This is a genomic window from Pseudomonas sp. S2_H01 (assembly GCF_054668305.1).
On the sequence record NZ_CP162756.1, the window covers coordinates 2,110,981 to 2,128,581 of the forward strand.

General features: G+C 58.8%; 16 protein-coding genes. 9 read left to right on the forward strand and 7 right to left on the reverse strand.

What is annotated here, in order from left to right; genetic code table 11:
• Positions 1-40: 40 nt before the first annotated feature.
• Both cysQ and nudE read right to left on the reverse strand, forming a co-directional pair.
• The gene (gene cysQ / locus AB4N84_RS09265) at positions 41-889 is read right to left on the reverse strand and encodes a 3'(2'),5'-bisphosphate nucleotidase CysQ (protein WP_460046085.1); all 849 of its coding nucleotides are present in this window, start codon (positions 887-889) and stop codon (positions 41-43) included.
• The gene (gene nudE, locus AB4N84_RS09270; RefSeq protein ID WP_074757956.1) at positions 886-1,452 is read right to left on the reverse strand and encodes an ADP compounds hydrolase NudE; all 567 of its coding nucleotides are present in this window, start codon (positions 1,450-1,452) and stop codon (positions 886-888) included. The genes cysQ and nudE overlap by 4 nt, the downstream gene beginning before the upstream one ends.
• Before the next feature lie 95 nt (positions 1,453-1,547).
• On the opposite strand from nudE, the gene yrfG reads away from it, so the two are divergent.
• Positions 1,548-2,210: a GMP/IMP nucleotidase gene (gene yrfG, locus AB4N84_RS09275; RefSeq protein WP_460046086.1), complete on the forward strand. Its 663-nt coding sequence runs from the start codon at positions 1,548-1,550 to the stop codon at positions 2,208-2,210.
• 112 nt (positions 2,211-2,322) lie between these two features.
• Here the strand turns inward: yrfG and lysM are convergent, their stop codons facing one another.
• Positions 2,323-2,769 carry a peptidoglycan-binding protein LysM gene (gene lysM, locus AB4N84_RS09280; protein WP_074757952.1) on the reverse strand — a complete coding sequence of 149 codons (447 nt, stop codon included), beginning with the start codon at positions 2,767-2,769 and terminating at the stop codon, positions 2,323-2,325.
• A 164-nt stretch (positions 2,770-2,933) separates the two neighbouring features.
• On the opposite strand from lysM, the gene AB4N84_RS09285 reads away from it, so the two are divergent.
• From AB4N84_RS09285 to AB4N84_RS09300, 4 genes are all read left to right on the forward strand, one after another.
• On the forward strand, positions 2,934-3,821 hold the full coding sequence (locus tag AB4N84_RS09285; RefSeq protein WP_460046087.1) for a LysR family transcriptional regulator: 888 nt from the start codon (positions 2,934-2,936) through the stop codon (positions 3,819-3,821).
• 95 nt (positions 3,822-3,916) lie between these two features.
• Positions 3,917-4,756, forward strand: coding sequence for a formate dehydrogenase accessory sulfurtransferase FdhD (gene fdhD / locus AB4N84_RS09290; RefSeq protein WP_460046089.1), 840 nt, complete (start codon positions 3,917-3,919; stop codon positions 4,754-4,756).
• Between the two features lie 2 nt (positions 4,757-4,758).
• Positions 4,759-7,089, forward strand: a complete 2,331-nt coding sequence (locus AB4N84_RS09295) for an FdhF/YdeP family oxidoreductase (RefSeq protein WP_167362116.1) — start codon at positions 4,759-4,761, stop codon at positions 7,087-7,089.
• A gap of 259 nt (positions 7,090-7,348) precedes the next feature.
• Positions 7,349-7,822 (forward strand): glycine zipper domain-containing protein, encoded by a 474-nt coding sequence (locus AB4N84_RS09300; protein WP_074757944.1) that lies wholly within the window; start codon positions 7,349-7,351, stop codon positions 7,820-7,822.
• A gap of 55 nt (positions 7,823-7,877) precedes the next feature.
• Here the strand turns inward: AB4N84_RS09300 and AB4N84_RS09305 are convergent, their stop codons facing one another.
• A complete protein-coding gene (locus AB4N84_RS09305) occupies positions 7,878-8,309 on the reverse strand; it encodes an acyl-CoA thioesterase (protein WP_460046091.1) in 432 nt (143 codons plus the stop codon).
• 48 nt (positions 8,310-8,357) lie between these two features.
• A complete protein-coding gene (locus tag AB4N84_RS09310; RefSeq protein ID WP_460046092.1) occupies positions 8,358-10,286 on the reverse strand; it encodes a RecQ family ATP-dependent DNA helicase in 1,929 nt (642 codons plus the stop codon).
• Between the two features lie 243 nt (positions 10,287-10,529).
• Between AB4N84_RS09310 and AB4N84_RS09315 the strand changes: the two genes are divergently transcribed.
• From AB4N84_RS09315 to AB4N84_RS09325, 3 genes are all read left to right on the forward strand, one after another.
• Positions 10,530-11,342 (forward strand): hypothetical protein, encoded by an 813-nt coding sequence (locus AB4N84_RS09315; protein WP_460046094.1) that lies wholly within the window; start codon positions 10,530-10,532, stop codon positions 11,340-11,342.
• A gap of 117 nt (positions 11,343-11,459) precedes the next feature.
• A complete protein-coding gene (locus AB4N84_RS09320; RefSeq protein WP_460046096.1) occupies positions 11,460-12,593 on the forward strand; it encodes a hypothetical protein in 1,134 nt (377 codons plus the stop codon).
• 229 nt (positions 12,594-12,822) lie between these two features.
• The gene (locus AB4N84_RS09325; protein WP_074757934.1) at positions 12,823-13,539 is read left to right on the forward strand and encodes a hypothetical protein; all 717 of its coding nucleotides are present in this window, start codon (positions 12,823-12,825) and stop codon (positions 13,537-13,539) included.
• Between the two features lie 438 nt (positions 13,540-13,977).
• Here the strand turns inward: AB4N84_RS09325 and AB4N84_RS09330 are convergent, their stop codons facing one another.
• On the reverse strand, positions 13,978-15,519 hold the full coding sequence (locus AB4N84_RS09330; RefSeq protein WP_074757932.1) for a phosphoenolpyruvate carboxykinase: 1,542 nt from the start codon (positions 15,517-15,519) through the stop codon (positions 13,978-13,980).
• 203 nt (positions 15,520-15,722) lie between these two features.
• A complete protein-coding gene (hslO, locus tag AB4N84_RS09335; protein WP_074757930.1) occupies positions 15,723-16,625 on the reverse strand; it encodes an Hsp33 family molecular chaperone HslO in 903 nt (300 codons plus the stop codon).
• A 99-nt stretch (positions 16,626-16,724) separates the two neighbouring features.
• Here hslO and AB4N84_RS09340 point away from each other — a divergent pair, with 99 nt between their 5' ends.
• A complete protein-coding gene (locus AB4N84_RS09340) occupies positions 16,725-17,534 on the forward strand; it encodes a phosphatase PAP2 family protein (RefSeq protein WP_460046098.1) in 810 nt (269 codons plus the stop codon).
• Positions 17,535-17,601: the final 67 nt, after the last annotated feature.

Here is a 17,601-nt window from a genome sequence, read left to right on the forward strand (position 1 = left end):
ACAGCCCCAGCATTGCGATCTGAAGGTATACCGCTCGCGTTCAATTCTCGGACGTCGCCAACTCAATCAACGCATCCCGCCAGGCCGCCTCACCCGGCAGCGCCAGAAAGAACCCGTTCAGCAGCGATTCTCTCGCCGGATAATCGAACGTCTCGCCCGCCAGGTTCAGCACCACGCCGCCCGCGCCTTCCAGTACACCTTGAGCAGCGGCCGTGTCCCATTGCGAGGTCGGCGCCAGGCGCGGATAGCAATCGGCGGCGCCTTCGGCCACCAGGCAAAACTTCAACGAGCTGCCGATCGTGGTCAGCTGCAAGTCGCCCACCACCGCGGACAATCCGGCGAGCAGTTTTTCCTGCTCCGGGCTTGAATGACGACGGCTGGCCACAACCGTGAACGACTCCCCGGCTGCCGGTTTGTCACGCACGCTGATCGGCTCGATATGAGCGGTATCGTCGCTGCGCCACGCACCCAGACTCGCCCCGCCGAAGTAACAGCGATTGTTGGTCGGCATCGACACCACGCCAAACACCACACGACCATTCTCGATCAGCGCGACGTTGACGGTGAACTCTTCGCTGCCGGAAATGAACTCCTTGGTGCCATCCAGAGGATCGACCAGCCACCAGCGCTGCCACTGACTGCGCTCGCTCAGCGGAATGTTGGCGTCCTCCTCAGACAGGATCTGGATGCTTGGGTCCAGCGCCTTCAAGCCTGCGACCAGTACCTCATGAGCCGCAATGTCAGCCGCCGTGACCGGAGAGTCGTCGGACTTGGCGGTGACTTCCACGCCCGAGCGCCAGAACGGCAGAATCACTTCGCCGGCGCGGCGGCACAGGTCGATCACGGGTGCGAGCAACGGGTGCGGGAGGTCTGAAAACATGTGGGTCATGGCTGGAATACTCCGCGCTGAATCAACAGGTCACGTGCCAGATACAGCGCGGCCAAGGCACGTCCTTCGGAAAATTGAGGGTGTTGAACGAGGCTGGAAAGCTCGCGCAAATTGATCTTGTCCACACGCATCGGCTCAGGCTCGTCGCCTGGCAGGCGCTCTTCATAGAGATCGGTCGCCAACACCACCTGGATCTTCTGGCTCATGTAGCCGGGCGAGAGTGACAACTCGGTCAGGTGTTCAAGCTGGCGGGCGCCGTAACCGGCCTCCTCCTTGAGTTCACGGTCGGCGGCGGCCAGCACGTCTTCGCCCGGCTCGACCAGGCCTTTGGGCAGTGACAATTCATACTCGTCCGTGCCGCCGCAGTACTCTTCCACCAACACCGCGTGCTCGGCATCGAGCATCGCCACGATCATCACCGCGCCGTAACCATTGCCGCGCCCGACCAGACGCTCATACACACGCTCCACGCCGTTGGAAAAGCGTAACTGCACTTCTTCGACGCGGAAAAGACGGCTGCTCGCGACGATTTCGCGGGCGAGTACGGTGGGTTTCTGGCGCATGACGAGCTCCTTGGCGTAGACGGGGTACTATACCGTGGCTTTTCCGAATGTCTTTGTCGGAAAGCCCAGTGACTATTCATCGCCGAGAGACCTGTATGCCTTCTTTGCCCTGGCGCGACATCGACACCGTTCTGCTGGATATGGACGGAACGCTGCTCGACCTGCACTTCGACAACCATTTCTGGCTGGAGTATCTGCCTCAGCGCTACGCCGAACTGCACGGTGTCAGCCGCGCCATGGCACTGCTGGAACTGATGCCGCTGTTCGAGAAAAACGCAGGCACGCTGAACTGGTACTGCACGGACTTCTGGAGCGCAGAGCTGAAGCTCTCGGTGAAAGACCTGAAGGTGGAGATCGCGCACTTGATCGCCCTGCGTCCGGACGCCGAGACGTTTCTCGCTGCCATCAAACAGGCCGGCAAGCGCGTGATCATGATCACCAACGCTCACCGCGACTCACTGTCACTGAAGATGGAACGGCTGGAGCTGGCGCCGTATTTCGAGCGATTGATCAGCTCACACGACTACGGTTACCCCAAGGAAAACCCGCAGTTCTGGGACGCGCTGCACGCCGACATCGGCTTCGATCCCGCGCGCAGTCTGTTTATCGACGACACGTTGCCGATCCTGCGCAGCGCAGGGCGGTACGGGGTTAGACATTTGCTCGCGGTGCGTGAACCGGACAGCAAGAAGGGACCCAAGGATACGGAAGAGTTCGCGGCGCTGGAGGATTATCGGGAGTTGATTGAAGGGCTGTAGATTTTTATCAGATGAACCAACGCCGTCGCGGGCAAAGGCGTGCCTACAGCGATCGCGGTCCCTGTAGGAGCGCGCTTGCCCGCGAAGACGTACGTTCAGGCGACGATGATGCTCACTCCGGAATCCGCAACACCTGCCCCGGATAGATCTTGTTCACATCCTTGAGCATCGGCTTGTTGGCGTCGAAGATCTTCTGGTACTTGTTCGGGTCGCCATAGACCCGTTTCGAGATCGCGCTCAGGGTGTCACCTTTTTCGACCGTGACGAATTTCGCAGCAGCGACTGCCGGTGCGCCTGCTGCGACCGTCAATTGATCATCCACACTGCCCACACCTTCGATGTTGCCTGCGGCGAGAATGATCTTTTCCTTCTCTTCCTGACTGGCAACCTCGCCCGTCAACGTGACTTTGTCGCCTTCCACTGTCGCTTGAACATTAGGATTGCCCAGCCCCACTTTTGCGATGTGCTCCTTCAACTGCTCGCCGGCATTCGCGTTACCTGGCGTAAGAAGGTCGATGAGTTTTTCACCGGCTTCTTTGACGAAACTGAAAAGGCCCATAACTCTTTCTCCCTGCGTTTTTGTGATGTCCGAATCTCAACCATAGCCGGGTCGCGCAAACCGCTCCGTGCATCCGACCAATGACCCCATCGGCAATCAACGCCCCGTGCGACATCCTGCCGCGCTAGAATCGCCCGGCCAGCCCTGTGCCTTGCGGAGTGACAATGGACATCAAACAGCTGAAATTCCTGATCGCCCTCGACGAGACCCGTCACTTCGGGCAGGCGGCTGCACGTTGCCATATCACTCAACCCACGCTGTCCATGCGCTTGCGCAGCCTCGAAGAAGAGCTGGACTTGCCCTTGGTCAACCGCGGCCAGCGGTTTGAAGGATTCACCGCGCCGGGCGAGCGGGTCCTGGCGTGGGCACGCACGGTATTGGCGGCGTATGACGGCTTGCAGGCCGAAGCCGCTGCCTGTCGCGGGCACCTGGTCGGTACGTTGCGTCTGGGGGTTGTTCCGCTGTCGAACTTCGACCCGCTGCCATTGCTGCAGCGTCTGCACACGGTTCACCCGAACATGCGCTTTGAATTGTCCTCACTCAGCTCCGAGCAGATCCTCGATCAACTGGCGAGCAATCGGCTGGACCTGGGCGTCTCGTACCTGGACCGTCTCGACACCGATCGCTTTGATTCACTCGAGCTGGGTGAAACCCGCATGGGCCTGATGTACGACCAGCGTCATTTCAGTTTTGGTGACGAACCGTTGAGTTGGGAGAGCCTGATCGAACTGCCGCTGGGCATGCTGACCAGCGGCATGCACTTTCGTCAGTCCATCGATCACAACTTCCACAGCCGAGGCCTGCAGCCTCAGCCGCTGATCCAGACCGATGCCGTGCATCAACTGCTGCAAGCGGTTCACGGAGGCTTCTGTTGCGCGATTATGCCGCTGGACGGCGGCCTGGAAACGCTGACCGAACATCTTCGCCTGCAACCAATCGAGCAGGCCCAGACACTGGCTCGCCTTGGACTGATCATGCGCCGCGCCGCACCGCGTTCGGCGCTGGCAGAAGCCTGTTTTGGCCTGTATCAGAAAATGATCGAGCCTTCTTGATCGACGTCATCTATCACGGCATCAGTACTAGCAATTAGACGTTATCCGACCAGAGGCCTAGGCTTACGGTCTGAATACTCTGCCGGTACTTCCCGATGCATTCCAAGCACACGGAGAGCACGGCGCCCGCAAAACAACTGCCCGCGCCTGCCGCAAGCCAGTCTTACAGCTACTCAAATCTGGAACACGACACCTGCGAACCTAACGTGCTCGCCGAAGAGGTGGCGTTGGCCATTGCCTACAACGGCATCAGCCAGGCCGTGATGCTGGTGACGCCGACCGATCTGGAAGACTTCATCGTCGGGTTCAGCATCGGCAGCGGCATCATCGAATCCCCTGACGAGATTTACGACATCAAGCTCGGCGGCTGCGGCTCTGCGCAAACTGCAGAGGTCGAAATTGCCAGTCGCGCCTTCTGGAACCTCAAGACCCAGCGTCGGCAACTGGCAGGAACCAGCGGCTGCGGTCTATGTGGCGTGGAAGCCGTCGAACAGGCCCTGCCTGAACTGAACGTCCTGCCCGGCGCACCCTTGCCGCCCGCTGAATGGCTCAGAGGCCTGCGTGAGCGCATGAGCGAATTTCAACCATTGGGTGAACACTGCGGTGCCGTCCACGCGGCGATGTTCATGAACGATCAGGGCGAGTTGCTGATGGGCCGCGAAGACATCGGTCGCCACAACGCCCTCGACAAGCTGATCGGCGCCTTGATTCGCCAGAACATCCCGACCACAGGCGGTCTGGCGGTCGTGACCAGCCGCTGCAGCCTCGAATTGATTCAGAAAGTCCTGCGTGCCGGCATTCAAACCCTTGTCAGCCTGTCCTCGCCCACGGGCCTGGCGCTGCAATGGGCACGCCGTCACAACCTCAACCTCATTCATTTGCCGAAACACAGTGCGCCGCGGGTTTACAGCCCTGCCTTGGAGAAAAAAGCGTGAGCATGCACAAACAAGCCGACAAGACCCCTGTCCCGCGCTACAAGCCCTACAAAGGCCCGGCCGGTGGATGGGGCGCGCTGATCAGCGTGACACAAGCCTGGCTGACTAGCGACAACGCGCTGAAGAACCTGCGCATGATGCTCAAGACCAACCAGAACGGCGGCTTCGACTGCCCGGGTTGCGCCTGGGGTGATTCGCCGGAAAGCGGCATGGTCAAGTTCTGCGAAAACGGTGCCAAGGCGGTCAACTGGGAAGCCACCAAGCGCCGCGTCGATCCGTCGTTCTTCGCCCGTTACAGCGTCAGCGCCTTGCTGGAGCAAAGTGACTACTGGCTGGAATACCAGGGCCGTCTGACCGAACCGATGGTGTACGACGCCGATTCCGATCGCTACAAACCGATCGCGTGGGACGATGCGTTCGCGCTGATCGCCAAACACCTCAACAACCTGCCAAGCCCGAACATGGCCGAGTTCTATACCTCGGGTCGGGCCAGCAACGAAGCCGCTTACCTGTACCAATTGTTCGTGCGCGCCTACGGCACCAACAACTTCCCTGACTGCTCGAACATGTGCCACGAAGCCAGCGGCGTTGCCCTGTCACAAAGTGTGGGCGTCGGCAAAGGCACCGTGACCTTCGATGACTTCGAACATGCCGACGCGATTTTCGTGTTGGGTCAGAACCCCGGCACCAACCACCCGCGCATGCTCGAACCCCTGCGTGAGGCCGTTCAACGCGGCGCCCAAGTGGTGTGCGTGAACCCATTGAAAGAGCGTGGGCTGGAGCGCTTCCAGCACCCGCAACACCCACTGGAAATGCTCAGCAACGGTTCCGAACCGACCAACACCGCCTACTTCCGCCCGGCACTGGGTGGCGACATGGCGCTGCTGCGGGGCATGGCCAAATTCCTGCTGCAATGGGAACGCGAAGCGCAGGCCAAGGGCGAGCCAGCCGTATTCGATCACGCGTTCATCAACGAACACACCAACGGGGTGCTGGACTACCTGGCAAAAGTCGACGAGACCTCCTGGGAGTTCATCGTCGAGCAATCCGGCTTGCCGCTGGTGGATATCGAACGCTCTGCGCGCATGTACGCCAAAGGCAAGAACGTGATCATGTGCTGGGCGATGGGCATCACCCAGCATCGTCACTCGGTGCCGACCATTCAGGAAGTCGCCAACCTGATGCTGCTGCGCGGCAATATCGGCCGGCCGGGCGCGGGTCTGTGCCCGGTGCGTGGCCACAGCAACGTGCAGGGCGACCGCACCATGGGCATCAACGAGCGCCCACCGGCGTTCTTCCTCGACGCCCTGGAAAAACGTTTCCAGTTCAAAGTGCCACGCGACAATGGCCACAACGTGGTCGAAGCGATTCACGCCATGCTTGAAGGCCGCTCGAAAGTCTTCATCGGCCTGGGCGGCAACTTCGCACAAGCCACACCGGACAGCCCGCGCACGTTTGAGGCGCTGCGCAACTGCGACCTGACCGTGCAGATCAGCACCAAGCTCAACCGCAGCCATCTGACCCACGGCAAGGAAGCGCTGATCCTGCCGTGCTTCGGCCGCACCGACATCGACATCCAGGCCGACGGCCCGCAAGCGGTGACCGTGGAAGACTCCTTCAGCATGGTTCACGCCTCCAACGGCCAACTCAAGCCACTGTCGCGTCAAATGCGTTCGGAGCCAGCGATTCTGGCGGGCATCGCCAATGCAACACTGGGCAAGCAGCCGGTGGACTGGCTGTGGCTGGTGGAAGATTACAGCCGCATCCGCGACCTGATCGCCGACACCATTCCGGCGTTCAAAGACTTCAACGAGAAGATCAAGCACCCGGGCGGTTTCTATCTGGGTAACTCCGCAGGCTCGCGCAAGTGGAACACGCCGAGTGCGCGCGCCAACTTCAAGTCGAACGTGCTGCCGAGCGACCTGGTCCACGAAAGCATCCGCGGGACGGGTATCGTGCCGGACCTGATCATGCAATCCATGCGTTCCCATGATCAGTACAACACCACGATTTACGGCCTGGACGACCGTTATCGCGGCGTGAAAGGCCAGCGTGACGTGATCTTCCTCAACGAGGCCGACATCATTCGTCTGGGCTTCGTACCCGGCCAGAAAGCGGACATCGTGTCGATCTGGGGCGATGACATCGAGCGTCGCGTCAAAGGCTTCACATTGCTGCCGTTCGACATTCCTGCTGGCCAGGCGGCGGCTTACTACCCAGAGGTCAACCCATTGGTGCCGCTGGAAAGCGTGGGCGACGGCAGTCACACACCCACGTCGAAATTCGTGGCGATCAAGCTGGAACGGCATAGCGAAACGGCACGGATTATCTAATCCCTTTTAGGAGCGCTTTATCACACTCGATTGCGTGAAACGCCCTACAAGCAGATTTCCATTCGCGCACAAAAAAGGCCCGAATCGCTTGATTCGGGCCTGTGTGAAGTAGTCTATGACTCAATAAACCGACTTAAGTTCCCGACTAAAAACAATCACTTAGCGATTTGTATACAAGTCGTGTTATTCGTCGGATTTCGATTGTGACATTTTCTTCATGATTGCAGGATCGCGTCGTCATCCCTACGAGCATCCATACATGAAGTATTCCTCGATTCTGTTGTTGTCCCTCTCCCTGGCCACTGGTTTCGCCTCCGCTGGCGACAACGTGACGGCTGGTGTGGGCGGCGCATTGGGTGGGGTACTGGGTTCGGTTGTTGGCCAGCAAATTGGCGGCAGCACCGGATCCGCGATTGGCGCGGGCCTTGGTGGCGCAGCCGGCGGTGCCGTCGGCGCAAACCGCCACAACCGTACTGAAGCGGCCATTGGCGGCGGCCTGGGCGCAGCCGGCGGTAACGTCATCGGCCGTAGCGTCGGCGGCAGCACCGGCAGCCTGATCGGCGCAGCAGCGGGCGGCGGCGCCGGTGGCGCACTGGGCAACTACATGGGCGATCAAAGCCGCCATGACGACGATAATCGCCGTGGCTACCGTGGCGACCGCCGTGACTACCGCCACGGTCATGGCCCCCGTCATCACGACCACGGCCGTCATCGCGGCTGGCGTCATCGCTGACAGTCAGCGCAACGTCGCACACACACCGGCCGCTTCCTTGCGGCCGGTTGTCGTTTCAGAGCACCAACTGTTCCATCGCCTCACGCAATTCGGCAGGAATCGCCACCGGCTGATTCGATGCGCGATCCACGAACACATGAACGAAACGCCCAGCAGCACAAGCCTCCTCCTCACCGGCCTTGAAAACCGCCAGCTCGTATTGCACCGAACTGTTGCCTAACTTGCCCACCCGTAAACCGACCTCGATCAGGTCCGGGTACGCGATCGATGCAAAGTAGTCACACGATGAACTGACCACAAACCCGACAACCTCCCCGTCGTGAATATCCAGCCCGCCTCGCTCGATCAGATAACCGTTCACAGCGCTGTCGAAAAAGCTGTAATAGGTGACGTTGTTCACGTGCCCGTAAATGTCGTTGTCGTGCCAGCGCGTGGTGATGGGCTGGAAATGGCGATAGTCGGCACGTTGCGGGGTCGGTTGGGACATTCAGTCTTCCTCTGCTGTCGATCAATCCTGTGGAAACGGCTCAAACACTCATTGGTGACTTAGCACCCAGTCCCGCACCAAGGCATAGGGATAGTCCTCGAGCACGGCAAACCCGGCGATACTCCTTGCCTTGAGCCTGGTGAACAGCGGCACGCTGATGCCGCAGAGAAACCGGGTCAGGCATTCAGTGCTGGGATCATGGCCCCGCGCCTCGCGATGCTTGCCGATGAAATCGCCACAGAGCGCCTCGAAGCTCTGTTGCTCCAGCGGCTCGAGAGCCGGCGGCTCGGGCAAGCGAGCCACCTGACCTGCACACACCGAACAATGCCCGCAACGCTCGGGCGCCTGGGCGTCGCCGAAATACTGCGCCAGACGATGGCTCAAACACTGCTCACTGGCAAACAGATCCAGCATGGCGTGAATGCGCGCCACTTCGGTCGTTTCGTGGTGCGCGAAATAATCATGCAGTTCCTCGCTCAGCGCCTGTGCGTCGAAATCGGTGACCAACAGGCTGTACACCTCCGTCATCTGCTTGCTTTCAAGCTCGATCCAGCCCTTCTCCTGAAAGAAATCCAGCGCCGTGACGACCCGTGAGCGCTCCGCTTGATACTGCTGATACATGGCGTCGAAATTGACGGTAGCCCACGTGCGCGCACGGCTGGAAGTCTCGACGAGCGCTTGCACAAACTGCTGCCGCTCGCCCTGAAAACGCGCCACGAGTTCGTGCGGCTCGATCAGGTACTTGAACCGGTATTCGGCGAAGTAGGCATAACGCGGCGCGATGATGCCTCGCAGCTCCAGCTGCACCAGCAGGGTCTTGAGCGGCAACTGACGAATGTTGCTCATCTCACAGAGCGGCAACAGCAAAAACTCCCACTGCCCGTCGTTACGTGCATTGAGCAGGTCATCCAGCACCCGAGCAATGCCTTCGCGCTCAGGCGTGTCGCCGTACACAAAGTTCTCCAGCACATTCAGGCTGTCGCGATTGGCCAGAACCAGGCATTCCGAGACGGCCCCATCGCGCCCCGCCCGACCGATTTCCTGACTGTAGTTTTCAATGGATTTCGGCAGGTCGAAGTGCACCACATTGCGGATATCGCTCTTGTCGATGCCCATCCCGAAAGCGATGGTGGCAACGATGCAATTCAGTCGCCCGTCCATGAACTGCCGTTGAATGGACTCACGCTTATCGTGAGGCAGTCCCGCGTGATAGGCGTGCGCCGGAATGCCGTTTTGCGCCAGATGAGCCGCGACGAACTCCGCTGTTTTTTGCAGCGTGACGTAGACGATGCTCGGCTGCCCCGCGCGTTCGCCAAGCCATTGCACCAGCCGACGGCGCTTGTCACGGCCAGGTGTAGGCTCCACGTGTAATGTCAGGTTGGCTCGATAGAAGCCTGTCGTCACCACGTCGTCGGGGGCAATGGCGAATTTGCTCTGCATGTCGTCGATGACGTTTGGCGTAGCGGTAGCCGTCAGCAGCAACACCTGTGGGATCTTGAACTCGCGCTGGTAGTCCGGAAGCTTGAGGTAGTCGGGCCTGAAGTTATGCCCCCACTCCGAAATGCAGTGCGCTTCATCGATCACCAGCAACGAGATAGGCACTTGCGCGATGAAGTGCCTGAAGCGTTCATTCTTCAGGCGTTCGACCGAGATCATGAGAATTTTCAGCTCGCCTGAACGCGCGCGCGACATGACGTCCGCGACCTCCTCGCGACTCTGCGCCGAATCGATACTCGCGGCCGCGATGCCATGACGCTGCAAAAAAGCCAACTGATCCTGAATCAGCGCCAGCAATGGCGACACCACGAGGGTCAGGTGCGGCAGCAGCAACGCGGGCAATTGATAACACAGCGACTTGCCCGAGCCTGTGGGAAAGATTGCTGCAGCAGAACGCCCGGCCAACACCGCACTGATCGCGGCCTCTTGTCCGGTGCGAAACTGCCGATAACCGAACACCTGTTCAAGGGTTTGATGCATAGCTGCCACTCCATGGACCGTCGCAAAGGTGAGCCACCTTAACGCGGTGGGTTTGGGCGCAGTACACCGAAACCGTTACAGAAATGCCAACCAGGATACAGACCCGGTACGGCATCGATACGTTGTACTAGCAAAACAACATTGCGGGGTTTAACCTCGCCGCCACACACGTTACGTTTTATGTCGCGCGTTCGCACAGGCCCAGAGAACCGCCCGCAACCCGCGACATGCCAAGGAGAGGCAATGCAGCCCACCCCACCGCCGAAAGACGACGGGCTCACCGTCATACAGCGTCTGACACCGGATCAGTTCGATGTCGTGCTCGGATCCCACCCCGCCAAACGAAAAGTCGCACCTGCGAAGACCAGTTGGCCTCTCAGCAGCGTTGTCATTTGCCTGGCATTGCTGGCGGCGATTATCTATCTCGTCACCCAGATGTTTCACACGCAGAAACCACCGCACGTCGCGATTGCACCTACGCCCTCTGCCGACCTCCAGGAAGCGCCCGCATCGGTCGCGCCAGCAGCGGACTTACGCACAACCGAACAGGTCGTCTATGTCGCGCCCAAGCTTGAAACGGCGCAACCCGCAACCACTCAGCCACTGGATAACTGCCTGAAAGACGGCAATGTGATTGATCGCGACGTCATCAACTGCCGCTTCGGTGAAGCGCAGCCGACGGACTATAACGCTCCGCGTCCTCAAGGCATGGTCTCTGACCGCTACATGGCGCAGTACAAGTCCGCAGCCACCCAACCCAAAGCCGATACCGGCCGCCATTACGAAGTCGCGGGCGTATTCATCCGCGAAATCGACGGCCGCAACCGCTACGAAGCGCGGTATCGCATCTATAACAACCACATCGACAACAGCAGCGTGTGCATGAACTTCAAAAGCGACAGCGTCGAATACCGCGAATGCCGGCGTGCGGCGACTCCGTTCTTCAAAGACATGTGCAGTGACTGGACCAAACGCGTTGCAAAGGACAAGGACGAGAAGAATAAGTTGGCGCAGGCGCAATATTGCGAGGCGGCGCGGACATATCAGGCAAACTAATTAATCGTGTAAGCGTACCGCTCAATACGGCTCAACATCAGGTAACACAGTCCAGCCACAAACGTTTTATTAATTAATCTAACCTCATGGCTCCTACACACCCATGAGGTTAGAAACATGACGGTATTTACTATTTTCTTTTGTGGAACTGGCTCCACAAAATATGACTCGCTTCACGACAACTACTGGAACGGTGAACTGATTTCCACACTTTCCAATAACATGGGCAGCCGCGAATTCGCTGACTGGATCGTGGTGAACGGCCCTGGCAGTGGCAACTTGCAGGCTGACGAACTGTTCACCGAATCCAAGAGCTACGGCTGGACAGGAACAGCATTCGGCAAAGGCTGGCATGAAAACGTGCAACATGCGGTCAATATCGTGAAGGGCAAATTTGACTGGCAGCGGACGAAACTCACTGAAACGGAATATGTTCGGTTGAAAAATGCGGGCTTGCCGATCCATAAGGTCGAAGAGACTGATTCTTGGCTGTGGCGACACTATGATTTTGGCAACCGCAAAGTCAGCCAGCAGCAACTGCAAGAGCAGATCATCAAGACCCACCGCAAGGGAGGGATCATCCCGACTCAGATCAACCTGGTGGGCTGGAGCCGGGGTGGTGTGAGCTGCCACATGCTGGCGAATGCACTACTGGCCGATCCCGTGCTGCGGAAGATTCCTGTCAACATTTTCGTGGTAGATCCTGTTCCGGGTCCCTTGAACACGCAGCTTGAAAAGATTTCGTTGAGCAGCAATGTGAAACAGTACGTCGCCTTTTATGCGCGCGATGAACGCTCCAAGGGATTTGCCTGCGTCATTCCGAAAACGGCCGCCTCCACTCAAGTGAGTATCTTCCCCATGGCGGGAAGGCACGCCACGCTGGTGGGCAATGCGTCGTTGAGCGGCGCGTCGGGCCCTGGTGCGCTGAACGAGCCTGGCAAGCTGGTCAGGCACTATGCAGAAGTTTGCCTCACTCGATGGGGCACAAAACTGACGAAGACGATGAATCTGTCAGCAGTGGATGTCAGCAATCTTCACCAGAGCATGGTCATGCACGACAGCGACTTTGTGAAAATGCGCAGTCAATCTTATACAGGGCTGACGGAACACACGGCGAATGAACGCTCTGTCATCCATAACGGTAAAACCGTTGCATTTGGAAAAGTCACCGGCCTACCTCTTAATCCGAAAGAGGGATTGGCCGCCACACTTGCGAAAGGCAACGACGCCTACAAAGTTATTCTGAAGTAACACGTTTCACCGTTAACGACTGTACATAAACGTTTAACGAGTCATGCGTTGAGGTCGGTCTGTTCAAGCCATCGAACATGTTCCGCCGCGCCCCTGTTTCAAAAAAACCGCCCAGTCACCGGGCGGTTTTTTCATTGATTACCCTGCGGCCATTGACCCACTGGCCGATTCCGCGGTCATACCTTCCGCCAAGCAGAGGCCTGCACGCCGATCACTTCAGGAAATCGTCATGACCCGCAACCATTACCTACCGCTACTGCTGACTGCATTCATGGCCGCACTCGCTGGCTGCGGCGAGAAGGAACCCGAGAAGACCAGCAGCGCCTCGGCCGACGCCCGGGGCTTGTCGAAGTCGATGACGGTGGATGTCAGCGGGGCGTTGAACCTGCATTACGAAGCCAAGGGCGATGCGGTCGGCGTGGGCTTCCTGCCCGGCAAGCTGCCCGGCGCCAACTGGCTGACCCTGAGCGCGGATCAGGAGGCAGAAGGCGATCGCAACGAAGTCAGTATCGGGCCGATCCTGGGTTTCTCGTTCGACAATCCTGATCAGGAAAAGCAGGCCATCCTGTTCCAGGGCGGTCGCGTGGAAGTCGCTCATGATGAAAACAGCGCTTCCTACGATACCGGCTCGTACTACCAATACTTCGACACCGATAAAGGCGGCGCCAACAGCAACGTCAAACTCGACTTCAGCAAGATCGAAAAGCTGACCTCCACCAACAAGTTGCTCGACCGCTATCGCCTCGTTGGCACCTTCCAGTTCAATGCAGCTCTGTCCCCGGAACAGCCCACCGACGAATGCACCCGGGAAGCCGCAACGTACGCCGCCGAACACGGCGAGCGCCACCCCGGCTTCGACGCAAAACTGTGCGACGCCAAGAGCGTCGTCGCCAAAGGTAGCTTTGACATCACCCAGGATTTTCCGGTGACGGATAAGGCGGGGTGACATTGACCCAAAGCAAAGCCAACGCTGGCGGGTAGGCGTTTTTGTTTCTTAATGGAAGGCGTGGGAGGAATGTGCGAGCTTGCTCGGTGAATGCGGTGGGTCAGCAGCATCAACGGTGAATGACACACCGCGTTCGCTGCCCTCGTAACCTCGGACGTCTCCTACAGGGTTCGCGGCGTTCCAAAGACTTGAACATGACACGAATACTGTAGGAGCCGGCTTGCTGGCGAATACGGTGGGTCAGCAGCATCAATGGTGAATGACACACCGCGTTCGTCCGAAGTGCGGCCCATACCCTCGTAGCCTCCAAAAGCTCCCACGCCCTCGGGGCAGAAGCGCTAATCTGCACCACGCCATCAAACATCAAACATCAAACATCAAAACGCGAACATAAAAAAACCGCCCCGAAGGGCGGTTTTTATTCAGCAGAGCCCAAGCTTACAGCTTAGGACCGGCTGCCTTGATCGCATCGCTCACGTCGAACTTCTTGAAGTTCTCGATGAACAGACCGGCCAGCGCTTTGGCGGCTTCGTCGTACGCCGCTTTGTCAGCCCAAGTGTTGCGCGGGTTGAGCAACGCGGTGTCGACGCCTGGAACCGACTTCGGTACGTCCAGGTTGACGGTGTCCAGGTGCTCTGTATCTGCACCGATCAGTGCGCCGCTCTGGATGGCTGCGATAACGCCACGGGTAGTCGGGATGTTGAAGCGCTTGCCGACGCCGTAGCCGCCGCCGGTCCAGCCGGTGTTGACCAGGTAGACCTTGGAGCCGAAGCCACGGATACGTTTGATCAGCAGCTCGGCGTATTCGCCAGCAGGACGCGGGAAGAACGGCGCGCCGAAGCAGGTGGAGAACGTCGACTTGATGCCAGCGCCCGAGCCCATTTCGGTCGAACCCACCAGTGCGGTGTAACCCGACAGGAAGTGATAGGCCGCTTGTTCTTCGCTGAGGATCGAGACGGGCGGCAGAACGCCAGTCAGGTCGCAAGTCAGGAAGATCACAGCGTTAGGCTCGCCGCCCAGGTTCTTCTCGGAGCGTTTTTCAACGTGCTCCAGCGGGTAGGCGGCGCGGCTGTTCTGGGTCAGGCTGCCGTCGGCGTAGTCGGCGTGGCCGTTGGCGTCCAGGACTACGTTTTCCAGCACGGCGCCGTGCTTGATGGCTTTCCAGATGACGGGCTCGTTCTTCTCGGAGAGGTCGATGCACTTGGCATAGCAACCGCCTTCGATGTTGAACACAACGCCTTCGCCCCAGCCGTGCTCGTCGTCACCGATCAGGTAACGGCTCTCGTCTGCAGACAGGGTGGTTTTACCCGTGCCGGACAGGCCGAAGAACAGGGTCACATCGCCCTCTTCACCGATGTTGGCAGCGCAGTGCATCGGCAGCACGTCGGCGGCAGGGAGCAGGAAGTTCTGCACCGAGAACATCGCTTTTTTCATCTCGCCGGCGTAACGCATGCCCGCGATCAGTACTTTTTTCTGTTTGAAGTTGAGGATGACGCAACCGTCGGAGTTGGTGCCGTCACGCTCTGGAACGCACTCGAAGTTCGCAACGTTCAGAACCTGCCACTCTTCGCGACCAGCAGGGTTGTACTGGGCCGGATTGATGAACAGGCAACGACCGAACAGGTTTTGCCAGGCGGTCTGGGTGGTCATCTTGACGGCGAGGTAGTGATCCTCGGCAGCGCCTACGTGAACGTGGGAGACGAAGTGTTCCTGAGCGTTGTTGAACGCCTCGACACGCGCCCACAGGGCATCGAACTTGTCGGCAGGAAACTTGCGGTTGATCGGGCCCCAGGCGATAGCGTCCTGGGTGGTTGGTTCTTCAACGATGAAGCGATCAACTGGCGAACGACCGGTGCGATGGCCAGTTTTCACGACGAATGCGCCAGTATCGGACAGGACGCCTTCTTCGCGTTTGAGGGCTTCTTTAACCAGATCGTCGACACTGAGATCGGTGTGAACGGCGTTATTGGCTTGCGTCATGAGATTCCCCGTCGGCCCGCTGGCCGAGTGCTCCAAACGTTTTGTAGTAGAAAAACCCAAACTACTACAGCTGAAAAGTGGGCCGGATTATGCCAGAAAAGCCCAAAAAAGGTAGGGCCCTCCTGTCAGAACTACATAATGAAGAACGCGGCCCGCTGGGCGGAAACCATTCAGCCCGGTCCCGGCACTACATAAAAACTACATCAATGACGGGTGTCAGATGGCGTATCGACTCCACCGCCTGCGAACAGCTGCGCTACATCGGTTGCGTCGAAAAGGTAGCGCTGGTTGCAGAACTGGCAATCGATCTCAACGGTGCCGTTGTGCTCGATCACCAACTGCTGTGCGTCTTCCAGACCAAGACTGACCAGAGCGTTGGCTGAACGTTCGCGCGAGCAGCTGCAACGGAACACCAATGGCTGGATATCGAACATGCGCACGGCATCTTCGTGGAACAGACGGTGCAGCACGGTTTCGTTGTTCAGGCTTAACAGCTCTTCGGCAGTCAGGGTGTCGACCAGCGTATTGACGTGTTGCCAGCTGGCTTCGCGCTCTTCCGGGTCAGTCAGGCGAGCGGCTGGCAACTGTTGGAGCAGCAAGCCACGCGCGCGCTTGCCGTCGGCCTTGATCCAGAACCGTGTCGGCAATTGCTCGGACATCACGAAGTAGCTGGAGAGGCAAGCTGACAGATCGACGCCGTCCAGGCCGACGATCCCCTGATAGCGTTTGCCCTGACGTGGGTCGATGGTCATCGTCAGGTCGCCGTCAGGCATCAGCTCTTGGAGCGTGGCATCCGGGGTGATCAGGCTTTCGTCGTACCGGGCGATGCCTCGAATCTCACGCTCGCTGGAGCATTCGACCATCAACAGCGAAACCGGTCCAAGTGACCGCGCCTGAAGAACCAGCAAGCCATCAAACTTCAGCGTACCGACCAGCAAGGCCGCCGCAGCGAGCATTTCGCCCAGCAATTGTGCGACCGGCTCAGGGTAGGGATGCTTGGCGAGCACTTCGGCGTAGCTGCGCTCCAATGCCACGAGCTCACCGCGAACGTCGCTCTCGTCGAAGATGAAACGCTGGGTGTAATCGATATCCGGGAAATCATGCATAGAAAATAGGTATCTGAAGTAATGACAAATTGATGACAAACGCCTATAAAACGCGATTTAGCACCGCTTGGTGCATTGTCATGCCGATGGGGGCATTTTATGGACTATCCCGCGCTCTTCCAACCCAAGTGGAACGCCAAAAAATTCTTGCTGTGTCATCTCGTGGCGCTGGCGCTTCTGCTGGTGTGGATCTGGCCTACAGGTCATGCCCTTTTCACCCGATTCGACGAATGGTTTTTCCATTTGCTGAATCGGCCATTGCTGGAAAACAAAGTGTGGCTCTGGACCTGGACAGTTGCCAGTATGCGCCCCTTCGATGTCGTGGTTGGCCTGATCCTGCTGATGCTGCTGATCAAAGGCGACTGGGTGTTCAAGCAGGTTCAGACCCGCGCGGCGCTGATTGGCTTCGTGCTGACGCTGATCCTGCTGCTGATCATTCGCACGGTGTTCTCCAAAATCATCGATCACACCTCGCTGCAGCATGACAGCGCGTCGATGGTGATCCCTGACGCCATCAAGCTCAGCGATATTTTTCCGACCCTCGAAGACAAATGGCAGCTCAAAGATCGATCCAGCCAGAGCTTCCCCGGTGACCACGCCTCGGTGTTGCTGATCTGGGCGATGTTCATGACCGTCTACAGCCGCACCGTCGGCCAACGCCTGATTATCTGGGCACTCGCGTTGCTGTTCATGATGCCGCGTCTGGTGGCCGGTGCGCATTGGGGGCAGGACGACTACATCGGCGGCGTCATGATCGCACTGCTGGCTTTGGGCTGGAGCTGCTACACGCCCTTTGCGGCGGTGGCGACCGGGTTCCTGCTGCGCGTCACGGCACCGCTCTTCAATCTGTTCGGCCGCCTGCCATTGATTCGTTGCCTGAGCATCATGAAGCCCGGAGCACGCGCCTGAGCGTACAGCGCTCAGTCAGCGCTTTTGCGGTGGGAGCGAGTTCGCGCCCACCGCCCGCCAAATCAGA

What these genes read in the sequence shown, in the direction of transcription:
- AB4N84_RS09305 (WP_460046091.1), bottom strand. Translation starts at nt 8,309, where the DNA reads ATGTCCCAACCGACCCCGCAACGTGCCGACTATCGCCATTTCCAGCCC.
- AB4N84_RS09325 (WP_074757934.1), top strand. Translation starts at nt 12,823, where the DNA reads ATGACCCGCAACCATTACCTACCGCTACTGCTGACTGCATTCATGGCC.
- hslO (WP_074757930.1), bottom strand. Translation starts at nt 16,625, where the DNA reads ATGCATGATTTCCCGGATATCGATTACACCCAGCGTTTCATCTTCGAC.
- lysM (WP_074757952.1), bottom strand. Translation starts at nt 2,769, where the DNA reads ATGGGCCTTTTCAGTTTCGTCAAAGAAGCCGGTGAAAAACTCATCGAC.
- fdhD (WP_460046089.1), top strand. Translation starts at nt 3,917, where the DNA reads ATGCATTCCAAGCACACGGAGAGCACGGCGCCCGCAAAACAACTGCCC.
- AB4N84_RS09340 (WP_460046098.1), top strand. Translation starts at nt 16,725, where the DNA reads ATGGACTATCCCGCGCTCTTCCAACCCAAGTGGAACGCCAAAAAATTC.
- yrfG (WP_460046086.1), top strand. Translation starts at nt 1,548, where the DNA reads ATGCCTTCTTTGCCCTGGCGCGACATCGACACCGTTCTGCTGGATATG.
- nudE (WP_074757956.1), bottom strand. Translation starts at nt 1,452, where the DNA reads ATGCGCCAGAAACCCACCGTACTCGCCCGCGAAATCGTCGCGAGCAGC.
- AB4N84_RS09330 (WP_074757932.1), bottom strand. Translation starts at nt 15,519, where the DNA reads ATGACGCAAGCCAATAACGCCGTTCACACCGATCTCAGTGTCGACGAT.
- AB4N84_RS09320 (WP_460046096.1), top strand. Translation starts at nt 11,460, where the DNA reads ATGACGGTATTTACTATTTTCTTTTGTGGAACTGGCTCCACAAAATAT.
- AB4N84_RS09315 (WP_460046094.1), top strand. Translation starts at nt 10,530, where the DNA reads ATGCAGCCCACCCCACCGCCGAAAGACGACGGGCTCACCGTCATACAG.
- cysQ (WP_460046085.1), bottom strand. Translation starts at nt 889, where the DNA reads ATGACCCACATGTTTTCAGACCTCCCGCACCCGTTGCTCGCACCCGTG.
- AB4N84_RS09300 (WP_074757944.1), top strand. Translation starts at nt 7,349, where the DNA reads ATGAAGTATTCCTCGATTCTGTTGTTGTCCCTCTCCCTGGCCACTGGT.
- AB4N84_RS09295 (WP_167362116.1), top strand. Translation starts at nt 4,759, where the DNA reads ATGCACAAACAAGCCGACAAGACCCCTGTCCCGCGCTACAAGCCCTAC.
- AB4N84_RS09310 (WP_460046092.1), bottom strand. Translation starts at nt 10,286, where the DNA reads ATGCATCAAACCCTTGAACAGGTGTTCGGTTATCGGCAGTTTCGCACC.
- AB4N84_RS09285 (WP_460046087.1), top strand. Translation starts at nt 2,934, where the DNA reads ATGGACATCAAACAGCTGAAATTCCTGATCGCCCTCGACGAGACCCGT.